This window comes from Streptomyces sp. SolWspMP-5a-2, from assembly GCF_900091845.1.
Lineage (GTDB): Bacteria > Actinomycetota > Actinomycetes > Streptomycetales > Streptomycetaceae > Streptomyces > Streptomyces doudnae.
In genome coordinates, this window is record NZ_FMCI01000204.1 from 1 (window position 1) to 16,800 (window position 16,800).

At 72.3% G+C, this 16,800-nt stretch carries 13 protein-coding genes; 7 read left to right on the forward strand and 6 right to left on the reverse strand.

Translation table 11 applies throughout. The features are described from left to right. Positions 1 to 4: 4 nt before the first annotated feature. Positions 5 to 1,519, reverse strand: a complete 1,515-nt coding sequence (locus GA0115242_RS20650) for an MFS transporter (RefSeq protein WP_161353201.1) — start codon at positions 1,517 to 1,519, stop codon at positions 5 to 7. A gap of 87 nt (positions 1,520 to 1,606) precedes the next feature. Here GA0115242_RS20650 and GA0115242_RS20655 point away from each other — a divergent pair, with 87 nt between their 5' ends. Beyond that, a complete protein-coding gene (locus GA0115242_RS20655) occupies positions 1,607 to 2,197 on the forward strand; it encodes a TetR/AcrR family transcriptional regulator (protein ID WP_093830608.1) in 591 nt (196 codons plus the stop codon). Between the two features lie 287 nt (positions 2,198 to 2,484). Then, complete coding sequence (locus GA0115242_RS20660; protein ID WP_093830610.1) at positions 2,485 to 3,966, forward strand: FAD-dependent monooxygenase; 1,482 nt, start codon at positions 2,485 to 2,487, stop codon at positions 3,964 to 3,966. Positions 3,967 to 4,097: 131 nt separating this feature from the next. Here GA0115242_RS20660 and GA0115242_RS20665 read toward each other — a convergent pair whose 3' ends face one another. Beyond that, the gene (locus tag GA0115242_RS20665; RefSeq protein ID WP_141721684.1) at positions 4,098 to 4,703 is read right to left on the reverse strand and encodes an allene oxide cyclase barrel-like domain-containing protein; all 606 of its coding nucleotides are present in this window, start codon (positions 4,701 to 4,703) and stop codon (positions 4,098 to 4,100) included. A 219-nt stretch (positions 4,704 to 4,922) separates the two neighbouring features. On the opposite strand from GA0115242_RS20665, the gene GA0115242_RS20675 reads away from it, so the two are divergent. The 5 genes from GA0115242_RS20675 (at position 4,923) to GA0115242_RS20695 (ending at position 12,759) form a co-directional block, all read left to right on the forward strand. Further along, positions 4,923 to 5,954, forward strand: coding sequence for a 3-oxoacyl-ACP synthase III family protein (locus GA0115242_RS20675; protein WP_093830729.1), 1,032 nt, complete (start codon positions 4,923 to 4,925; stop codon positions 5,952 to 5,954). A gap of 216 nt (positions 5,955 to 6,170) precedes the next feature. After that, positions 6,171 to 6,968, forward strand: coding sequence for an AfsR/SARP family transcriptional regulator (locus GA0115242_RS20680; RefSeq protein WP_093830616.1), 798 nt, complete (start codon positions 6,171 to 6,173; stop codon positions 6,966 to 6,968). A gap of 70 nt (positions 6,969 to 7,038) precedes the next feature. Beyond that, on the forward strand, positions 7,039 to 8,160 hold the full coding sequence (locus GA0115242_RS20685; protein ID WP_093830618.1) for an alpha/beta fold hydrolase: 1,122 nt from the start codon (positions 7,039 to 7,041) through the stop codon (positions 8,158 to 8,160). A 38-nt stretch (positions 8,161 to 8,198) separates the two neighbouring features. Beyond that, the gene (locus GA0115242_RS20690) at positions 8,199 to 11,441 is read left to right on the forward strand and encodes a type I polyketide synthase (RefSeq protein ID WP_093830620.1); all 3,243 of its coding nucleotides are present in this window, start codon (positions 8,199 to 8,201) and stop codon (positions 11,439 to 11,441) included. Further along, a complete protein-coding gene (locus tag GA0115242_RS20695) occupies positions 11,383 to 12,759 on the forward strand; it encodes a beta-ketoacyl reductase (protein WP_141721686.1) in 1,377 nt (458 codons plus the stop codon). Before GA0115242_RS20690 ends, GA0115242_RS20695 begins: the two co-directional genes overlap by 59 nt. Positions 12,760 to 12,997: 238 nt before the next feature. Here the strand turns inward: GA0115242_RS20695 and GA0115242_RS20700 are convergent, their stop codons facing one another. The 4 genes from GA0115242_RS20700 to GA0115242_RS20715 all read right to left on the reverse strand — a co-directional run bounded on the left by GA0115242_RS20700 (position 12,998) and on the right by GA0115242_RS20715 (position 16,672). Further along, a complete protein-coding gene (locus tag GA0115242_RS20700) occupies positions 12,998 to 13,195 on the reverse strand; it encodes a ferredoxin (RefSeq protein ID WP_093830624.1) in 198 nt (65 codons plus the stop codon). A 15-nt stretch (positions 13,196 to 13,210) separates the two neighbouring features. Further along, a complete protein-coding gene (locus tag GA0115242_RS20705; RefSeq protein ID WP_093830626.1) occupies positions 13,211 to 14,443 on the reverse strand; it encodes a cytochrome P450 in 1,233 nt (410 codons plus the stop codon). Positions 14,444 to 14,456: 13 nt separating this feature from the next. Continuing rightward, positions 14,457 to 15,266 carry a thioesterase II family protein gene (locus tag GA0115242_RS20710; RefSeq protein WP_093830628.1) on the reverse strand — a complete coding sequence of 270 codons (810 nt, stop codon included), beginning with the start codon at positions 15,264 to 15,266 and terminating at the stop codon, positions 14,457 to 14,459. A gap of 188 nt (positions 15,267 to 15,454) precedes the next feature. Beyond that, positions 15,455 to 16,672: a phospholipase D-like domain-containing protein gene (locus tag GA0115242_RS20715; protein WP_093830630.1), complete on the reverse strand. Its 1,218-nt coding sequence runs from the start codon at positions 16,670 to 16,672 to the stop codon at positions 15,455 to 15,457. Positions 16,673 to 16,800 lie beyond the last annotated feature (128 nt).

The window sequence follows — 16,800 nt, forward strand, 5'->3', positions numbered from 1 at the left end:
GGGGTCACTCGTCGATACCGGCGGTGGCCAGGGCCGCCAGGTCGACCTTCTCGCCCCGTGCCTCGTCGCGGAAGAAGGCGATCGCCGCGACACCGGCGATCGCCATCAGCACGGCGGCGATCTGGAAGGCGAGCTGGAACCCGTCGGTGAGCGCGCTGTCGGGGCTCTGGCCGCCGCCCAGCAGGTCGCTGGTCTTCGAGGCGGCGACGGTGGAGATGATCGCGAGGCCGAGCGAACCGCCGATGGTGCGGGTCACGTTGACCATGCCGGAGGCGACACCGGTCAGCGCGGACTCGACGCCGTGGACGGCGGCGACCGTGATCGGGATGGAGGCCAGCGCCATGCCCAGGCTGAGGAAGAGCGACGGGACGATGAAGTTGCCCATCACGCCCTTGTCGATCGAGATCCCGGAGTACAGGTACAGGCCGACGCTGGCGATGGCGCAGCCGATGGCGGTCACCCAGCGCACGCCCAGCTTCGGCAGCAGCGGCGGGACGGCCGCGGCGAACAGCACGAGCGAGACCGTGCAGGGCAGGTAGAGCACGCCGGTCTTGATCGCCGAGTAGTGCAGGACCTGCTGCATGAACAGGGTGGCCACGTAGAACATCACGAAGAGGCCGGAGGTGGCCAGCGCCTGCACCACGTTGGCGCCGGTCACCGTCCGGTTCCTGAACAGCACGAACGGGACCAGCGGTTCCTTGCTGAAGACGTTCTCGTGGACCACGAAGTAGGCGAGCAGCGCGACCGCCGCGATCAGCAGGCCGATGGTGCGCCCGGAGGACCAGGAGTGGGTGCTCGTCTGCACCACCGCGTAGGTGAACACGCACAGGCCGAGGGTGGAGGTGATCGCGCCGACGACGTCGAAGTGCCCCTGGTTGCGGGCCGGTCCGTCCGGCGCCAGGTAGCGCAGCGCCCCGAGGACCATGAGCACGCCGATCGGGATGTTCACGTAGAAGACCCAGCTCCAGCCGGGACCGGCGACGAACAGGCCGCCGATGATCAGGCCGAGCGAACCGCTCACGGCGGCGACGGCGCCCCAGATGGCCACGGCCTTGTTGCGGGCGGGACCCTGCGGGAAGATCTGCGCCAGCATCGCGAGCGTCATCGGCGCGATGAAGCCCGCGGCCAGCCCCTGGAGGGCGCGCGTGCCCACCAGCATCCCGGCGTTCATCGACAGACCGCAGGCGAGCGACGCGACGGTGAACAGGGAGAGTCCGCCGATCAGCACCCGGCGGCGGCCCAGCAGGTCGCCCGAGCGGCCGCCGAGCAGCAGGAACCCGCCGAACAGCACGGTGTAGGCGTTGACGACCCACTGCAGATCGGCCTCGGAGAAGTCGAGGCTCGTCTTGATCGTCGGGAGAGCCACGTTGACGACGGTGACGTCGATGGCTTCGAGCATCTGCGCGGCGCAGAGCACGAGCAGGGCCATGACGTGCCGCTTCGTCCAGACGAACGCGCCGGCCTGACCAGGTGGCGACTCAGGCCCCAGATCCGGGGTGAGGGGGGTCTTGCTCGCCATGGTGGGCTCTCCATTCATTGAACACCCGTTGATTCAACGACCATAGAACGAAATTGTCAGCTCGGTCAACGGCTGTAGAATCAAGGTATGGCGAACGATCCCGCACGAGTGACACGTGCTCAGAAGCGCTGGCAGACCGAGTCGCGCATCCTGGTCGCGGCTCGTGAGGGCTTCGCGCGCTCCGGCTACGAACGCACCACCATCAGGGCCGTCGCGGAGGCCGCGCAGGTCGACCCGGGCCTGGTCATGCACTACTTCAACTCGAAGAAGGAGCTGTTCCTCAAGGCCACCGCCGTCTCCGACGACGAGACGGTGAGCGACGCGTCGCCCGACGTCGCCGAGGCCCTGCTCGCCTCGCTCACCGACCGGCTGGTGACGGAGCCGACGGCCTCGCTCGCCCTGCTGCGCTCGATGCTCACCCACGAGGAGGCGAGGGAGGGGGTGCGCCGGGTGACGGCCGATCAGCTGGAGCAGATCAGCCGGTCCATCGACAGCGACGACGCGGAGCTGCGCGGAAGCCTGCTCAGCGCCACCATCCTCGGGGTCATCCTGGGCCGCCACCTGCTGGAGCTCGACGGGCTCAAGGACGCGCCGCCGCAGGAGATCATCGACCTGCTGCGGCCCGTCGTGCGCGGACTCGCCGCCGCCGACCGGGACCCCGGGAACCGCGGGAGCTGAGGGCGCCGCGCGCGGGCCCGACTCGCTCCGAGGCGGTGGAAAGCGGCGCCCTAGAACGGTGCAAGGCGGGCTGGGTAGCGTTCACCTCGCCCTGGTCACGGGGTTTCGGTGCCGCCCGGGTGCGGGTGCCGTCGGCGGCCGGGGCGAGGCCGTGCGGCGTGGACGCCGGACGGCCGCACCTCTGAACCCACCTTGATCCCCAGGGTGCGCTCCCTCGGCACGTGACAAGGCGCGGCGTCGTCGTCCCCGGCGGCCGGAGCGTCCCCGGACGCTCCGAAGGAGTCTGTATGCCCATCACCGTCGCCGTCGTGGGGGCCGGTCCGGTCGGCCTGATGCTCGCCGGCGAACTGAAGCTGGCCGGCGTGGAGAGCGTGGTCCTCGACCGGCTCCAGCGGCCGAGCGGGCAGTCGCGCGCCCTGGGGTTCAACGCGCGCACCGCCGAACTCCTGCACCAGCGCGGCCTGTTGGAGCGCTTCCTGGCAGAGGGCAGGCCGGTGCCCGTCAGCCACTTCGCCGGGCTGCCGATGGACCTGACCAAGCTGGACAGCCGCCACAAGTACACGCTGTCCATGCCGCAGTTCAAGGTGGAGCGGCTGCTGGAGGAGCACGCGGTCGCGTCGGGCATCGAGATCCGGCGCGGGCACGAGGTCGTCGGCCTCCGCCAGGACGACGACGGCGTCGCCGTGGACGTCGTCGGCCCCGACGGGGAGTACGAGCTGCGGTGCGCCTACCTGGTGGGCTGCGACGGCGGCGGCAGCACGGTGCGCGGGCTGGCCGGGATCGGCTTCCCCGGCACCGGCCCCAAGGTGCACGGCATCCTCGGCGACGTGGAGTCGATCGAGACGTCCGTCGAGTACCGGACGCCGCTGAGCTACCCCGGCGGCATCTTCGGCGTGGCCCCGATCGAACCCTCGGGCTTCCGGGTCACCACCGTCGAGTACGAGGTCACGCCCGGGGAGCAGGACACCCCCACCCTGGACGAACTGCGGGAGTCCATCCGCCGGGTCACGGGGGAGGAGGTCGAACTGGGGCAGGCGCGCTGGCTCTCGCGGTTCAGCGACTCGGCCAGGCTCGCCGACCGCTACCGGGCGGGCCGGGTCCTGCTCGCCGGTGACGCGGCGCACATCCACTACCCGCAGAGCGGCCAGGGCATGAGCCTGGGCATCGCGGACGCGGCGAACCTCGGCTGGAAGCTCGCGGCGGTCGTCCTGGGCCGGGCCCCCGAGAGCCTCCTCGACACCTACCACTCCGAACGGCACCCGGCCGGGCGGTCGGTCCTGACCAACACCGAGGCGCAGAAGGCGATGACGTTCCCGGCGGACTGGGTGCGCGACCTGCGCTCCTTCTTCCAGGAGCTGATGGCCTACGACGACGTCCACCGGCACATCATGGAGGAGGTCACCGGCGTGGGCGTGCGCTACGCCCTGCCGGGGGAGCCGTCCGACGGCGGGGACCGGACGTCGCTGCCGGGACGCCGGATGCCCGACCTCGACCTCGTCACCGCGGCCGGGGAACCGGTCACGGTCGCCGAACTCCTGCGCGGGGGACGGGGTCTGCTGCTCATCCTCTCCGACGGCGTGACGCTGCCCGGCGCGGCCCGGGGCTGGGCGGACCGCGTCGACCTGGTCACCGCGAAGCCGGTCGAGCCCGCACCCGCGGCGGCCGTGCTGGTCCGCCCGGACGGACATGTGGCCTGGGCGGGCGACGCGACGGACGGCGAGCGGCTGCTGGCGTCGCTGACCACCTGGTTCGGGCCCGCGCGCGGGTGACCGCGCCAAGCCCCTGAACACGGAACGGGCGCTCCGCGGACCGAGGTCCGCGGAGCGCCCGTCCGCCGTCGTTCACCGGAGATCGTGCCCCGGCGGCAGCCGGTGCCCCGGCCGGAGCCGGGGCAGCGGACTCAGCCGCAGAGGACGAACGCCAGCTTGAACAGGAAGGGGTTGGTGACGTCGTAGAAGAACTCGTAGCCCCTCTTGCCCTTGTAGCGGCCGCTGGTGCCGACCGCCGGAACGACCTGCCACTCGTGCGCGAGCGTGGAGGTCAGGTCGTAGTTGCCCTCGGCGTGGATCGAGCCGTCGTTGAGCTTGAAGTCCTCGACACCGTGGACGAGGAAGTGCCCGTTGGGCGCCTGGGCGTAGACGTCGGTGGTGCCGTCGCGCTGCTCACCGATGACCTCACCGGCGGCGTTGTAGACGCGCATCGAGTAGACGCCGTGCTGCCCGATCTGCGGCTTCGTCGGGTCGGGACCGGCACCGGTCACCGTGCCCTCGATGAACTGCTCGGTCAGGCCGGTCATGACCACACAGCCCCGCTTCGAGCCGCGCACGGACTCGATGAGGGACGTGAGGGACGACGGGACGTGCGACGCTCCGGCCGACGTCCTCGACGCGGTGGACCGGGCGGGCGCCGAGCTGTCGGCCGAGGCCACGCCGACGGTGAGGGTGCTCGCGAGGAGCGCGATCGCCGCTGTGGTGAGGATGCGCGGCTTTTTTGCCGTGAGGCGCATATTCGGCCCTTCTCTCCTATAGTTTTAACACTCTCGCGCCCATACTCGCCATCGCCTCTAAACGGCTACTAACCTGCGTCTGGTTTTTGGCTTGGGCAGTCGTTTCCCGCCGCACGGACGTCGCCCACCAGGAGCTTTACCGACGCTTGAACACCGAATGGAGTCGGGGGCAAGGTGCGATGCGTCAAGTTTTTAGGATGCGCTCCGAGTATGGGTGCCATGCCATCCTCTGAGATCCGCATCCTTTCGGTCGGAACCGCACTCCCGGGCGAGCCTGTCGACACCGCGATGCTCGCGAAGGCGTTTCGAATGGACGCGCTCTGGCAGCAATGGGTCGACACGTTCATCGAGACGCGGACCCGCCACCTGGCGACCGACCTCGGCACCGGCGAGCAGTACTGCTCGCTCGCCGACCTGGCGACGTCCGCCGCCGAGCGGGCCCTGGCCGCGTCCGGGACGTCCGTGGACGACATCGACCTGGTCGTCATGGGCACCGCCATGCCGGACATGCTGATGCCGGCCACCGTCAACGTCGTCGCCGACCGGCTCGGCGTGAACAACGTGCCGACGTACCAGCTCCAGTCCGGGTGCTCGGGCGCCGTGCAGGCCATCGAACTCGCCCACGACCTGCTGAGCACCGGCCGCTACCGCACCGCGCTGGTCATCGGCGGCGAGGTCACCGCCAAGCACTTCGACCTCAAGCGGGACCTGCGGGCGCTGCCGCCGGGCCAGTTGGTCAACCTGGTCCTCTTCGGCGACGGCGCCGGGGCCGCCGTGCTGAGCAGGGACGCGGACTCCGGGGCGGCGGCGATCCGGCGGGTGTTCACCCGGCTCACCGGGCTCGGCCGCGAGTCGGGCCAGTCGCTGGAGTGGTACGGCGCGGCGGACCGCGGCGGCGAGCGCAACCCGGCGAGCGAGAACTACAAGATGATCGAGGACTCCGTCCCCGGGATGGCCGTCGAGATCCTGGAGGAGCTGCTCGACGACCTCGGCTGGAAGCGGGCCGACATCGACTACCTGCTGCCGCCGCAGCTCTCCGGCCGCATGACGCCGCGGATCGTGGAGCGGCTGGCGGTGCCGGGGGCGGAGGAGGTGTCCGTCGTCGACGTGACGGGCAACACCGGCAACTCGCTGCCCTTCCTCCAACTGGAGAAGGCGTTCGCGGAGATGGCGCCGGGGGAGCGCGGCCTCTGCGTCGCGGTCGAGTCCAGTAAGTGGATCAAGGCGGGGCTCGTCTTCGAACGGATCTGACCCCGCGTTTCCTCTGGCGCCCCGTAACGGGGTGATGGTTATTGTTGTCGAGTGACAAGCACTTCCGAAGAGGCTTGCGGCGACATCTCGCCTTCGGCTTCCAGTGGGTCTGTTCAGTTGGCGGAGAAATGAGAGATCAGCGGTTCCGGAGAGGCTCTTCTTGGCTTCCTGTCGTAACTGATGCCTAAGCGGGTCATAGCTCCCACTGGAGAGATTATGCGTTACGAAATTTTAGGATCATTTTGCGTTGTCGTCGGTGACGAACAGGCGCTCCTGGAGTCACGCAAGCTGGAGATCCTGCTCGCCGTCCTGCTGATCCGCGCCGACCACGTGGTCAACTGCCGTTCCCTGATGACGGAGTTGTGGGACGCGGAGCCGCCCACCCGGGCAGCCGCGGGCATCCACGTCAACATATCCAGGCTCCGCAAGTTCCTTAAGCAGCGCAAATGGGCCGGAGGGCAGATCATCACCAGGTCCCCCGGCTACATGCTGCAACTCGGGTCCGACGAGGTCGACGCCCGCACCTTCGACAAGATGGTCAATTCCGGGCGGGAGCAGCTGCGCAGACAGGAATATGCCGCCGCCTCGACGGTCCTGAGATCCGCCCTCGGCCTGTGGCACGGTTCCTCGCCTTTCGGCGGGCTCCAGGGCGGCCCCATTCTCGCCGGGTATTCCCGGCGGATGGAGGAGTCACGGCTCGAATGCCTGGAGATGATGATCGAGGCGGAACTCGCGCTCGGCCGGCACCGCGAACTCGTCAGCGAGCTGTACGCGCTGACCACCGAGCACCCGCTCCAGGAGACCTTCTACCGGCAGTTGATGCTGGCGCTCTACCGCTCCGACCGGCAGGCCGACGCCCTCTCCACCTTCCACAGCGCCCGCCACGTGATCAACGCCAACCTCGGCCTCGAACCGTGCCAGGCCCTGCGCGACCTGCACCACGCCATCCTCGTCGAGGACCGGCGCCTCGATCCGCTGTCCGACCCCGCCGGACTGGCGGCGGCCACCCGGTGACCTCGGCGCCCACCGGCGCGACCCGCAGGAGACCGCCCGCGGGCCGGCGCTCCCGACCCCGAAGGATGCCATGAACAACGTCGAGGAACTCAAGCAGTTCGCGGTCTCGCACGCCCGCGCCCAGCGCGTCCCCCAGGAGCGCACCGCCGCGGTGCTCGCCCGCATCGAGCACGACGGCGAGGGCCCCGGGTCCTGGACCGCCGAGTGGTCGGCCGCCGCCGCGGAGTCCGAACGCGGGGGCAGACTCCAGGAGGCGTGCAGCCTCTCCTACATAGCCAGGTTCCCGTTCGTCGACGGACCCGGCCGGGAAGCCGCGCTGACCCACAGCCAGGAGACCTTCGCGCGGTGGATCCGCGAGTCCGGCGCCCCCCTGGAACACCTGGACCTCGAACTCCCCGAAGGCCGCGTCCAGTGCTACACCAACGGCCTGCCGATCCGCGGCGACCGGCCCTGCGTCATCCTGATGGGCGGGATCGTCAGCACCAAGGAGCAGTACGCGCCGATCCTGCTGCGCCTCGCGAAACTGGGCCTCACCGGGATCGCCACCGAGATGCCGGGCACCGGCTCCAACACCGTCCCCTACGGCCCCGACAGCTGGCGGATGCTCAGCGGCGTCATCGACGCCGTCGAGGACTGGGTGGGCCGCTCCCGCATCTACGCGATGGCCCTCAGCTTCAGCGGCCACATGGCCCTGCGCTGCGCCCTCGAAGACCCCCGGATCAGCGGCGTCGTCACCATGAGCACCCCCGTCAGCCACTTCTACACCGACCCCGAGTGGCAGCGCGCCCTGCCCGCCGTCACCGTCGACACCCTCGCGCACATGGCGGGCACCTCCTCCGACAAGGTCGGCCACCACATGCGCGACTGGGGCCTGACCGAACCGCAGCTCCAGGCCCTCGAAGCGCCCGTCGCCTACGTGTCGAGCCGCCGCGACGAGATCATCCCCGTCGCCGAGACCGACCTGCTGCGCCGCACCGTCCGCCGGCTCACCGTGCTCGACATCGACGACGTGCACGCCGCGCCCGCCTTCCTCGACATGTCCGGCCCCTGGCTCACCCTCTCCCTGCTGCGCATGCACGGCACGCACCTGCCCCAGCGGGCGGCGCTGCGCTCCGTCGTCTCCCTGGCCGGGCTCCGGCACCGGCTGGCCGGTCACGGCGACGTGCGCGTGCACCGCTCCACCGGGATCTGAGCGTTCACCACCCATCACGTACGTGAGGACGATGACCGATGGCCGACGAGCAAGAACTGACCGACGCCCTTCGGTGGATGGCGGCCGACCTGCACCGGACCCGCCAGCAGCTCGCCGAGGCCGAGGCGAAGGCGCACGAGCCGATCGCCATCGTCGGCATGGCGTGCCGCTACCCCGGCGGCGTCCGCAGCCCCGAGGACCTCTGGGACCTCGTCGCCACCGGACGGGACGGCACCGGGGACTTCCCGGCCAACCGTGAGTGGGACATCGACCGGCTCTACGACCCCGACCCCGACGCGAGCGGCACCAGCACCACCCGCCGCGGCGGATTCCTGCACGACGCCGACCAGTTCGACGCCGCCGCCTTCGGCCTGAGCCCCCGCGAGGCGACGGCCATCGACCCGCAGCAGCGGCTGCTCCTGGAGACCGCGTGGGAGGCGTGCGAGCGGGCCCGCATCGACCCCGCCGCGCTGCGCGGCAGCGACACCGGCGTCTTCGCGGGCGTCCTCTACAACGACTACGCCACCCGGCTGCGGCAGATCCCGCCCGAGTACGAGGGCTTCGTCGCCAACGGCAGCACGGGCAGCGTCGCGTCCGGCCGGATCGCCTACACCCTGGGCCTCGAAGGCCCCGCCGTGTCGGTCGACACCGCCTGCTCCGCGTCCCTCGTCGCCATCCACCTCGCCTGCCGGGCCCTGCGCGGCGGTGAGGTCTCCCTCGCCCTGTCCGGCGGGGTCACCGTCATGTCGACCCCGCGGATGTTCATCGAGTTCAGCCGCCAGCGCGGCCTGTCGCCCGACGGCCGCTGCAAGTCCTACGCCGCCTCGGCCGACGGCACCGGCTTCGGCGAGGGCGTCGGACTGCTGGTCCTCGAACGCCTCTCCGACGCCGTCCGCAACGGCCGCCGGGTCCTCGCCGTCATCCGCGGCTCGGCCACCAACCAGGACGGCGCGAGCAACGGCCTGACCGCGCCCAGCGGACCCGCCCAGCAGCGCGTCATCAAGCGCGCGCTCGCCGACGCCCGCCTCGAACCGGGCGACGTCGACGCGGTGGAGGGCCACGGCACCGGCACCCTGCTCGGCGACCCCATCGAGGCCCAGGCGCTGCTGGCCACCTACGGCCGCGGGCGCCAGGGCGCCCCGCTCTACCTCGGCTCCGTCAAGTCGAACATCGGGCACACCCAGGGCGCCGCGGGCGTGGCGGGCGTCATCAAGATGGTCATGGCGATGCGGCACCGCACCCTGCCCTCCAGCCTCTTCGCCGAGAAGCCCACGGACCAGGTGGACTGGTCGGCGGGCGCGGTCTCCCTGCTCACCGAGGCGCGACCCTGGCCCGGCACCGGACGTCCGATGCGCGCGGGCGTCTCCGCCTTCGGCATCAGCGGTACCAACGCCCACGTCGTCCTCGAAGAGGCCCCGGCGCCCGCACCGCCGGCGCCCGCGGCCGACGGCGACGGCGAACCCGCCGTCCACGCCCCCGTCCTGCCGTTCGTCGTCTCCGCCCGCGACGGCGAGACGCTGCGGGCCCGCGCCGTCCACCTCCGCGACCTGGTGCGCGCCCAGCCCGCCCTCGACCTGGGGTCCCTCGCCCGCTCGCTGGCCACGACGCGCTCCCTGCTCGACGAGCGCGCCGCCGTGGTCGCCGCCGACCGCGACGAACTCCTGCGCGGGCTCGACGCCCTCGGCCGCGACGAGCCCGCGGCGGGACTGCTCACGGTCGCCGGACGCTCCGCCAAGTCGGCCGCGTCCGGCCTGACCGCCTTCATGTTCACCGGACAGGGCAGCCAACGCCTGGGCATGGGCGCCCAGTTGTACCGCCACTTCCCCGAGTTCGCCCGGCACTTCGACGCCGCGTGCGCCCACCTCGACGCCCGCCTCGAACGCCCGCTGCGCGACGTGGTGTTCGCCGCGCCCGGCAACGCCGCCACCGCCGAACTGGACCGGACCCTCTTCACCCAGCCCGCCCTGTTCGCCTTCGAGACCGCGCTGTTCAGGCTCTACGAGAGCTGGGGCATGGTCCCCGACTACCTGATCGGCCACTCCATAGGCGAGTTGGCCGCCGTGCACGCCGCGGGGGTGCTCAGCCTGGAGGACGCCTGCGCCCTGGTCGCGGCGCGCGCCCGCGCCATGCAGGACGCCACGCCCGGCGGCGCGATGGTCTCGGTGCGCGCCTCGGAGTCCCAGGTCATGGAGCACCTGGCCGGACACGAGGACCGGGTGGGCGTCGCGGCCGTCAACGGACCCGAGTCCGTCGTGCTCTCCGGAGACCGCGAGACCGTGCTCGACATCAGACGGCGGCTGCGCGAGGCCGGGCTCAAGACCAAGCAGCTGCGGGTGAGCCACGCCTTCCACTCACCGCACATGGACGGCGCCCTCACCGCCGTCACCGAGCTGGCCGCGACCCTCACCCACCGGCCGCCGCGGATCCCCGTCGTCTCCAACCTGACCGGCGAGGTGGCCTCCCTGGACGAACTGCGCTCGCCGGGCTACTGGGCCGACCACGTCCGCCGGGCCGTCCGGTTCCACGACGGCGTCCGCCACCTCGACGGCCTCGGCGTCACCGCGTACGTCGAGATCGGGCCCGCCCCCGTGCTCGCCTCGCTCGTCCCCGACATCCTGGCCGGACAGCGCGCGGGCGACCGCGCCGCGGTGATCCCGTCGCTGCGCGAGGGCCGACCGGAGGAACGGGCCGTGATCGACACGCTCACCCTCGCCCACCTCAAGGGCCTGGCCGCCGACCTCTCCCGGCTGGTGCCCGGCGCCGCCCTGGTCGACCTGCCGACCTACCCCTTCCAGCGCCGCCGCTACTGGCTCGACTCCGGCGACGCCCCGGGCGCCGCCGGGTCCACCGGCGCGGCCGACGGCGAACACGACTTCTGGTCCGTGGTCGACGGGCAGGACGCCGGGCGGCTCGCCGCGGTGCTCGGCGTCGGGGAACCCGAGCACACCGCGCTCGCCACGGTGCTCCCGGCGCTGTGGGCATGGCACCGGCAGGGCTCCTGGCGCTACCGGATCGGCTGGGAGCCGCTGCCCGACCGGGTCGCCCCGCTGCGCGGACGGTGGCTGGTGGCGGCGCCGGACGGCGCCCCCCGACGAGGCCGCGGTCGCCGCCGCGCTCACCGAGTGCGGCGCCCGCGTCGCACGGATCGCGCTGGACGCCGGGCGCGACGGCCACGACGAGGCGCTGCGCCGGCTGCGCGCCGTGCTCGACGGGGAGCCCACCGTGGACGGCGTCCTCGTCCTGCTCCCCGCGCAGCGGAGCCCGCGGGAGACGCCCGGTGACCCGGCGGCCCTCCTGCTCGTCCTCGCGGAGGCCGGGGTCAGGGCGCCGCTGTGGGTGGCCGCCGACGCCGCCCGCCTCGGGCACACGGACGCCCGCGCCCTGGGTGCGGGACACGCCGGGCCGGGCGGGATCGGCGTCGTCGAACTGCCGCCGAGCACGGACCAGCGCACCTGGCGGACGGTCGCGGCGGTCCTCGCGGCCGGGCCGTCCGGGGAACGCGTCCGCGTCGACGGGGCCACCGCGTCCGTCCGGCGCCTGGTCCGCGCCCCGCTGGGCCGGGGACCGCGCACCGGCGGATGGCAGCCGACCGGTTCCGTGCTGGTCGTCGGTGGCACCGAGGGGCTGGGCGCGCACGCCGCCCGCTGGGTGGCCCGGAACGGCGCGTCCCACCTGGTGCTCACCGGCGCCCGGCCGGGCGACCCCGCGAGCGCGGTCCTCGAAGCCGAACTCGCCACGCTGTGCGCCAGGGTCACCCTGCTGGAGGGCGGCCTGTCCGCACCCGGCGCCGCCGCGCGGATCGAGGCCGCCGTGCCCGGAGGAGAGGCCCTCACCGCCGTCGTCCACGCCACGGCCGACCCCGCGCTCGCGGACCTGGCGAGCGCGGAGGAGTTCGCCGACTCCCGCGACCTCGACGCGTTCGTGGTGTTCACCCCGTTCGCCGACGTCTTCACTGACGCGGCCCGCGCGGCGGCCGTCGCCGACCTGGTGGCCAGGCGCCGGGGTGGGGGACGGCCCGTGCTCGCCGTGGCGTGGGGCCCGTGGGACGAGGGCGACCAGGCCGTCGCGGCGGGCCTCGGGCTGCGCCCGGTCGTGCCCTCCCTCGCGGTCTCCGTACTGCGCGAGGCGGTGACGACGCAGGAACCGTTCCTGGTGGTCGCCGACGTCGAGTGGGAACGCTTCGCCAAGGCCACCGCGGACCGGACCGACCCCCTCTTCTCCCACCTGCCCGAGGTCGTGGCGGCGCTGGCGGACACGGCGGACGGGCCCGGCTTCTCCTCCGAGATCCTGCACCGGCTCGCGGAGGCCGACAGGGCCGGGACCGAGGCGCTCCTCGTCGACCTGCTGTCCCGGCACGCGGGCGCCGTCCTGGGCCACACCGCCGAGGACACCGTCGACCCGGACACCAGCCTCCTGGACCTCGGCTTCTCCTCGCTCACCCTGCTCGAACTCACCAACCGACTGCGCGAGGCGACCGGGATCGGCATCCCCGCCACCGTCGTCCTCGACCACCCGACACCGGGCGGGCTGGCCCGCTACCTCGCGGACGAGCTGGCCCGCGCGGGGGCGCCCGAGGCGGTCGCCGGGGCCCGCTCGTAGGGGCCCGCGGGCAGCAGCGAGGCCGGTTCCGTCACCCGACGGCGGAACCGGCCTTCGCCGTGCGGGAACGAGCACGGTGCCCGTCATCGGTGACGCGAGCATGCCGGACGTGACGCGGGCACGCCGGGGTCGTGACGCGGGCACGCCGGACGGGCGGCACGGGACCGCTGTCCACCCGTGCCGCCCGTTCGTTCCGGACGTCCTCGCGAGGTGTACTTCCGACCGAGCGGCCGGTGTGTCAGGACCGCACGGAGACCGCGCCCGCCGGGCAGAGGTAGGCCGCGTCGGCGGCGGCCTCCCGCTCCTCCTCGGGGACGTCCGGCCCCACCAGGACGACCAGGCCCTCCTCGTCCTGGTCGAAGACCAGCGGAGCGCGCAGCACGCACTGCCCCGCGCCCTGGCACAGATCCCGGTCGACGGTTACGTCGAAGGTCATGCGGCTCTCCCGCCCCTACCAGGTGACGGGGAGCGAGGTGAGCGTCTGCACGCCTCCGGCGGCGGACATCTCCAACTCCTCGACGGGGACGGCCAGTCGCAGTCCGGGCAACCGCTCGAAGAGGGTCCGCAGGGACACCTCGAGGATCAGCCGCGACATGTTCTGCCCGATGCAGTTGTGGACGCCGTGCCCGAACGCGAGATGGTTGCGGGCGGACCGGCCGACATCGAGGACGTCGGGGTCCTCGAACGCCGCCGGGTCCCGGTTGACGAGGCTGTTCGGGATGATGACGCCCTCGCCGGAGCGGATGACCAGGCCGTCGATCTCGATGTCGTCCGCGGCGACGCGCCGGGTGCCGAGGTCGGCGACGGACGTGAAGCGCAGCAGCTCCTCCAGCGCGCCGGTCCACATCTCCGGGTCGGCCTGGAGCCGGGCCAGCTCAGCCGGGTTCTCCAGCAGCGTGAGGACGCTGCTGGTCAGCGTCGAGGAGGTCGTCTCCTGGGCCGCGACCAGCAGCACGAGCGCCATGGAGACCAGCTCGCCGTGCTCCAGGGTGCCGCCCGCGACGCGCTCGGACGCCAGCAGACCCAGCAGCCCGGGACCCGGCTCGCGCTCCTGCTCCGTGACGAGCCGGTCGAGGTAGCCGTGGATCTGCCCGATGGCCTGCCGGAACTCGTCCGCGCTCAGGGTGCCGCGGTCCTGGGTGATGCGCTGGGTCAGGGCCTGGAAGAACTCGTGGTCGTCGTAGGAGACGTCCAGGAGGCGGCAGATGACCATCGAGGGGACGTGCACGGCGAACTGGCTGACCAGATCCGCCGAAGGGCCCTTCTCGATCATCGCGTCCAGCCGGCCGTCGACCGTCTCCTGCACCTGCGGCCGCAGCTCCTGGATGCGCCGCACGGTGAACGCCGGGATGAGCATCCGGCGGTGCACGTCGTGGTCGGTGCCGTCCATCTCGGTGAGGCTGCGGAACGGCCGCGGCGCCCGTTCCGCGGGGCTGATCGCGGGGAACCCCGGGCGGGTCCGCTCCGAGGAGAGCCGCGGGTCGCTGAGCAGCCGGCGGGCCAGCGAGTGCTGCGTCACCACCCATGCCTCGCCCCCGTCGAACAGCGTCACCCGCTGCATGGGGAGCCCCTCGGCGCGCATCCGCGCGTAGCCGTCCGGGAGTTGGTGCGGGCACTTGCGGGGGATCGGGAACGAGGGGACCGCGGGGGACTCGGCCCCGGCGATCGCGGTGCTGTCGGTCATCTGTCGTTCTCTCCTAGCTGACTGGCCGTTGCGGTGGCGTCCCGTCCGGGGTCCGCCGCCCGAGCGTGGTGAAGGCGGACAGACGCTCCCGCAGCGCCGCGACGACGTCGTCCGCCCTGCCGTTCAGGAAGAAGTGGTCGCCGCCGAAGACGAGCAGCTCGAACCCGCCGGGGGCGTGCTCCTGCCACGCCGCCGCCTCCTCCAGGGACGTCCGCGGGTCCGCGTCGCCGGTGAGCGCGGTCACCGGGCACCGGACGGCCGCCCCCGGCCCGTGCCGGTAGGTCTCGGCGGCCCGGTAGTCGCTCCGCAGCGCGGGCAGCACGAGCTGCCTCGTCTCCGGATCGGCGAGGATCTGCGGACTCGTGCCGCCGAGCGCCACCACCTCGCCGATCAGCCCGTCGTCGCTCAACTGGTGGACGGACTCGTCACGGTGGTGGGTGGGCGACCTGCGGCCGGACACGAACAGGTGCACCGGCCCGGCCCCGCCCGCGGCCGCGAAGTTCCGCGCGACCTCGTACGCCACCATGGCGCCCAGGCTGTGCCCGAAGAGGGCGAACGGCCGGTCGTCCCCGTCCCGCAGCGCCAGGGTGCTGAGACGCGCGAGTTCCTGGACGCTGTCCACGCACGGCTCGCGGTAGCGGTCCTGGCGCCCCGGGTACTGGGCCGCGAGCACCTCCACGTCCGGCGCGAGCGCGCGGGCCACCGGGTGGAAGTAACTGGCCGAACCGCCGGCGTGCGGAAAGCACACCAGGCGGACGGCGGCATCGTCCGACGGGGCGTATCGCCGGAACCAGAGCTGCCCTGGTGGGGACGCGTTGTTCATGGTCGCCGAGTGGCCCTTCGCAGTCGTCGCGGAAACAGCTCTCCTGCATGTCCGGCGATCACTGTAAGGACGGCCCCTTGCAGGGAGCTTGGGGCCGGGGCGGTCCCGGGACCGGGCCCGGTGGGGCGGGGGAGGCCCGGGTCAGTCGTCCGGGGGCGCGGCGGCGCGGAACGGGCCGGTCGGCGCGGTCACAGGAAGCGGCGGAGGGGCTGGACGGCGGCCTCCCGGGCGCGCTGCAGGATCGGGCGCCTCTTCCACCGGCCCCGGCCGATGAGTTCGCTGCGCGCGATGTCGGAGTCGAAGTGCTCGTCCAGGGTGGAGGTGAACTCCGGGTCGAGGACGGCCAGCATGACCTCCTCGTCGTGGTCCAGGGAGCGGCGGTTGAAGTTGGTGGAGCCGATGAGGGAGGCGATGCCGTCCACGGTGATGACCTTGGCGTGCATCATCGTCGGCTGGTACTGGTGGATGCGCACCCCGCAGGCGGTCAGGTCCTCGTAGTGGTGCTGGCCCGCGAGCTGGCAGACACGCTTGTCCGTGTGGGGGCCGGGCAGCACGATCTCCACGTCGACCCCGCGCCGCGCGGTCTCGCAGAGGAGCTCCACGAAGTACTCGTCCGGTGAGAAGTAGGCGGTGCAGAGCCGGAAACGCTCCTCGGCGGATTCGAGCATGACGCGGATGAGGGTCTGCATGTCCTGCCAGCCGAAGCTGGCGGAGCCGCGCACCACCTGCACCACGGCGTCCCCTTGCGGGCGGTGCTCGATGAACCGGTCCTCATCGGTGAGGAGTTCGCCGTGGCACTCGGCCCAGTTCTGGGTGAAGGCGGCGGCGATGCCGTCCACCGCGGGCCCGTGGACCTGGACATGGGTGTCGCGCCACTCGGTCTCGTCGCGGGCGTCGCCGCACCACTCCTCGGCGATGCCGACCCCGCCGGTGAAGGCGGTCTCCTCGTCGACCACGAGCACCTTGCGGTGGCAGCGGTGGTTCTGCTTGAGCGGGGAGAGGTACAACGGCTTGCGGAACCAGGCCACTTCGACCCCGGCCTTCTCCATAGCGTCGAGCTGCTCGGTCTCGATCAGCCGGCTGCCGAAGCCGTCGAGGAGCAGCCGCACCCGCACTCCGGCGGCGGCGCGCTCCGCCAGCGCCTCGGCGAACTCGCGCGCGATGTCGCCCTTCCAGTACACGAAGGTCATCATGTCCACGGTGTGCTCGGCCTCGCGGATCGCCCTGAGCATGGCGGCGAAGATCTCGTCCCCGTTGCGCAGCGGGACGAGCCGGTTGCCCTCGGTGGCGGCTATGCCGATCAGTCTCTCCAGCCGCCGCCGGATCTGCCGCACCCGTTCCGCGTCGGAGGGGTGCGGGTCGCTCTCCAGCAGGGTCGGATCGGTCGGTTCCTGGACACTGGTCATCGTTTCACCGGGCCGGAACAGGCAGGAGATCCTTGGGGCCGCGGTGCCCTGTCCGGCACAGGCCGAGCGGCGAGCCGAACGTACCCCGTCCCCACTCCTGTATTCCCGGGGCGGGAAGCGGGGCCGCC

Excerpts from the sequence above, each read along its gene's own strand:
- GA0115242_RS20665 (WP_141721684.1), bottom strand. The coding sequence starts at position 4,703 with ATGCGCCTCACGGCAAAAAAGCCGCGCATCCTCACCACAGCGGCGATC.
- GA0115242_RS20680 (WP_093830616.1), top strand. The coding sequence starts at position 6,171 with ATGCGTTACGAAATTTTAGGATCATTTTGCGTTGTCGTCGGTGACGAA.
- GA0115242_RS20715 (WP_093830630.1), bottom strand. The coding sequence starts at position 16,672 with ATGACCAGTGTCCAGGAACCGACCGATCCGACCCTGCTGGAGAGCGAC.
- GA0115242_RS20690 (WP_093830620.1), top strand. The coding sequence starts at position 8,199 with ATGGCCGACGAGCAAGAACTGACCGACGCCCTTCGGTGGATGGCGGCC.
- GA0115242_RS20685 (WP_093830618.1), top strand. The coding sequence starts at position 7,039 with ATGAACAACGTCGAGGAACTCAAGCAGTTCGCGGTCTCGCACGCCCGC.
- GA0115242_RS20660 (WP_093830610.1), top strand. The coding sequence starts at position 2,485 with ATGCCCATCACCGTCGCCGTCGTGGGGGCCGGTCCGGTCGGCCTGATG.
- GA0115242_RS20650 (WP_161353201.1), bottom strand. The coding sequence starts at position 1,519 with ATGGCGAGCAAGACCCCCCTCACCCCGGATCTGGGGCCTGAGTCGCCA.
- GA0115242_RS20700 (WP_093830624.1), bottom strand. The coding sequence starts at position 13,195 with ATGACCTTCGACGTAACCGTCGACCGGGATCTGTGCCAGGGCGCGGGG.
- GA0115242_RS20655 (WP_093830608.1), top strand. The coding sequence starts at position 1,607 with ATGGCGAACGATCCCGCACGAGTGACACGTGCTCAGAAGCGCTGGCAG.
- GA0115242_RS20705 (WP_093830626.1), bottom strand. The coding sequence starts at position 14,443 with ATGACCGACAGCACCGCGATCGCCGGGGCCGAGTCCCCCGCGGTCCCC.
- GA0115242_RS20710 (WP_093830628.1), bottom strand. The coding sequence starts at position 15,266 with ATGAACAACGCGTCCCCACCAGGGCAGCTCTGGTTCCGGCGATACGCC.
- GA0115242_RS20675 (WP_093830729.1), top strand. The coding sequence starts at position 4,923 with ATGCCATCCTCTGAGATCCGCATCCTTTCGGTCGGAACCGCACTCCCG.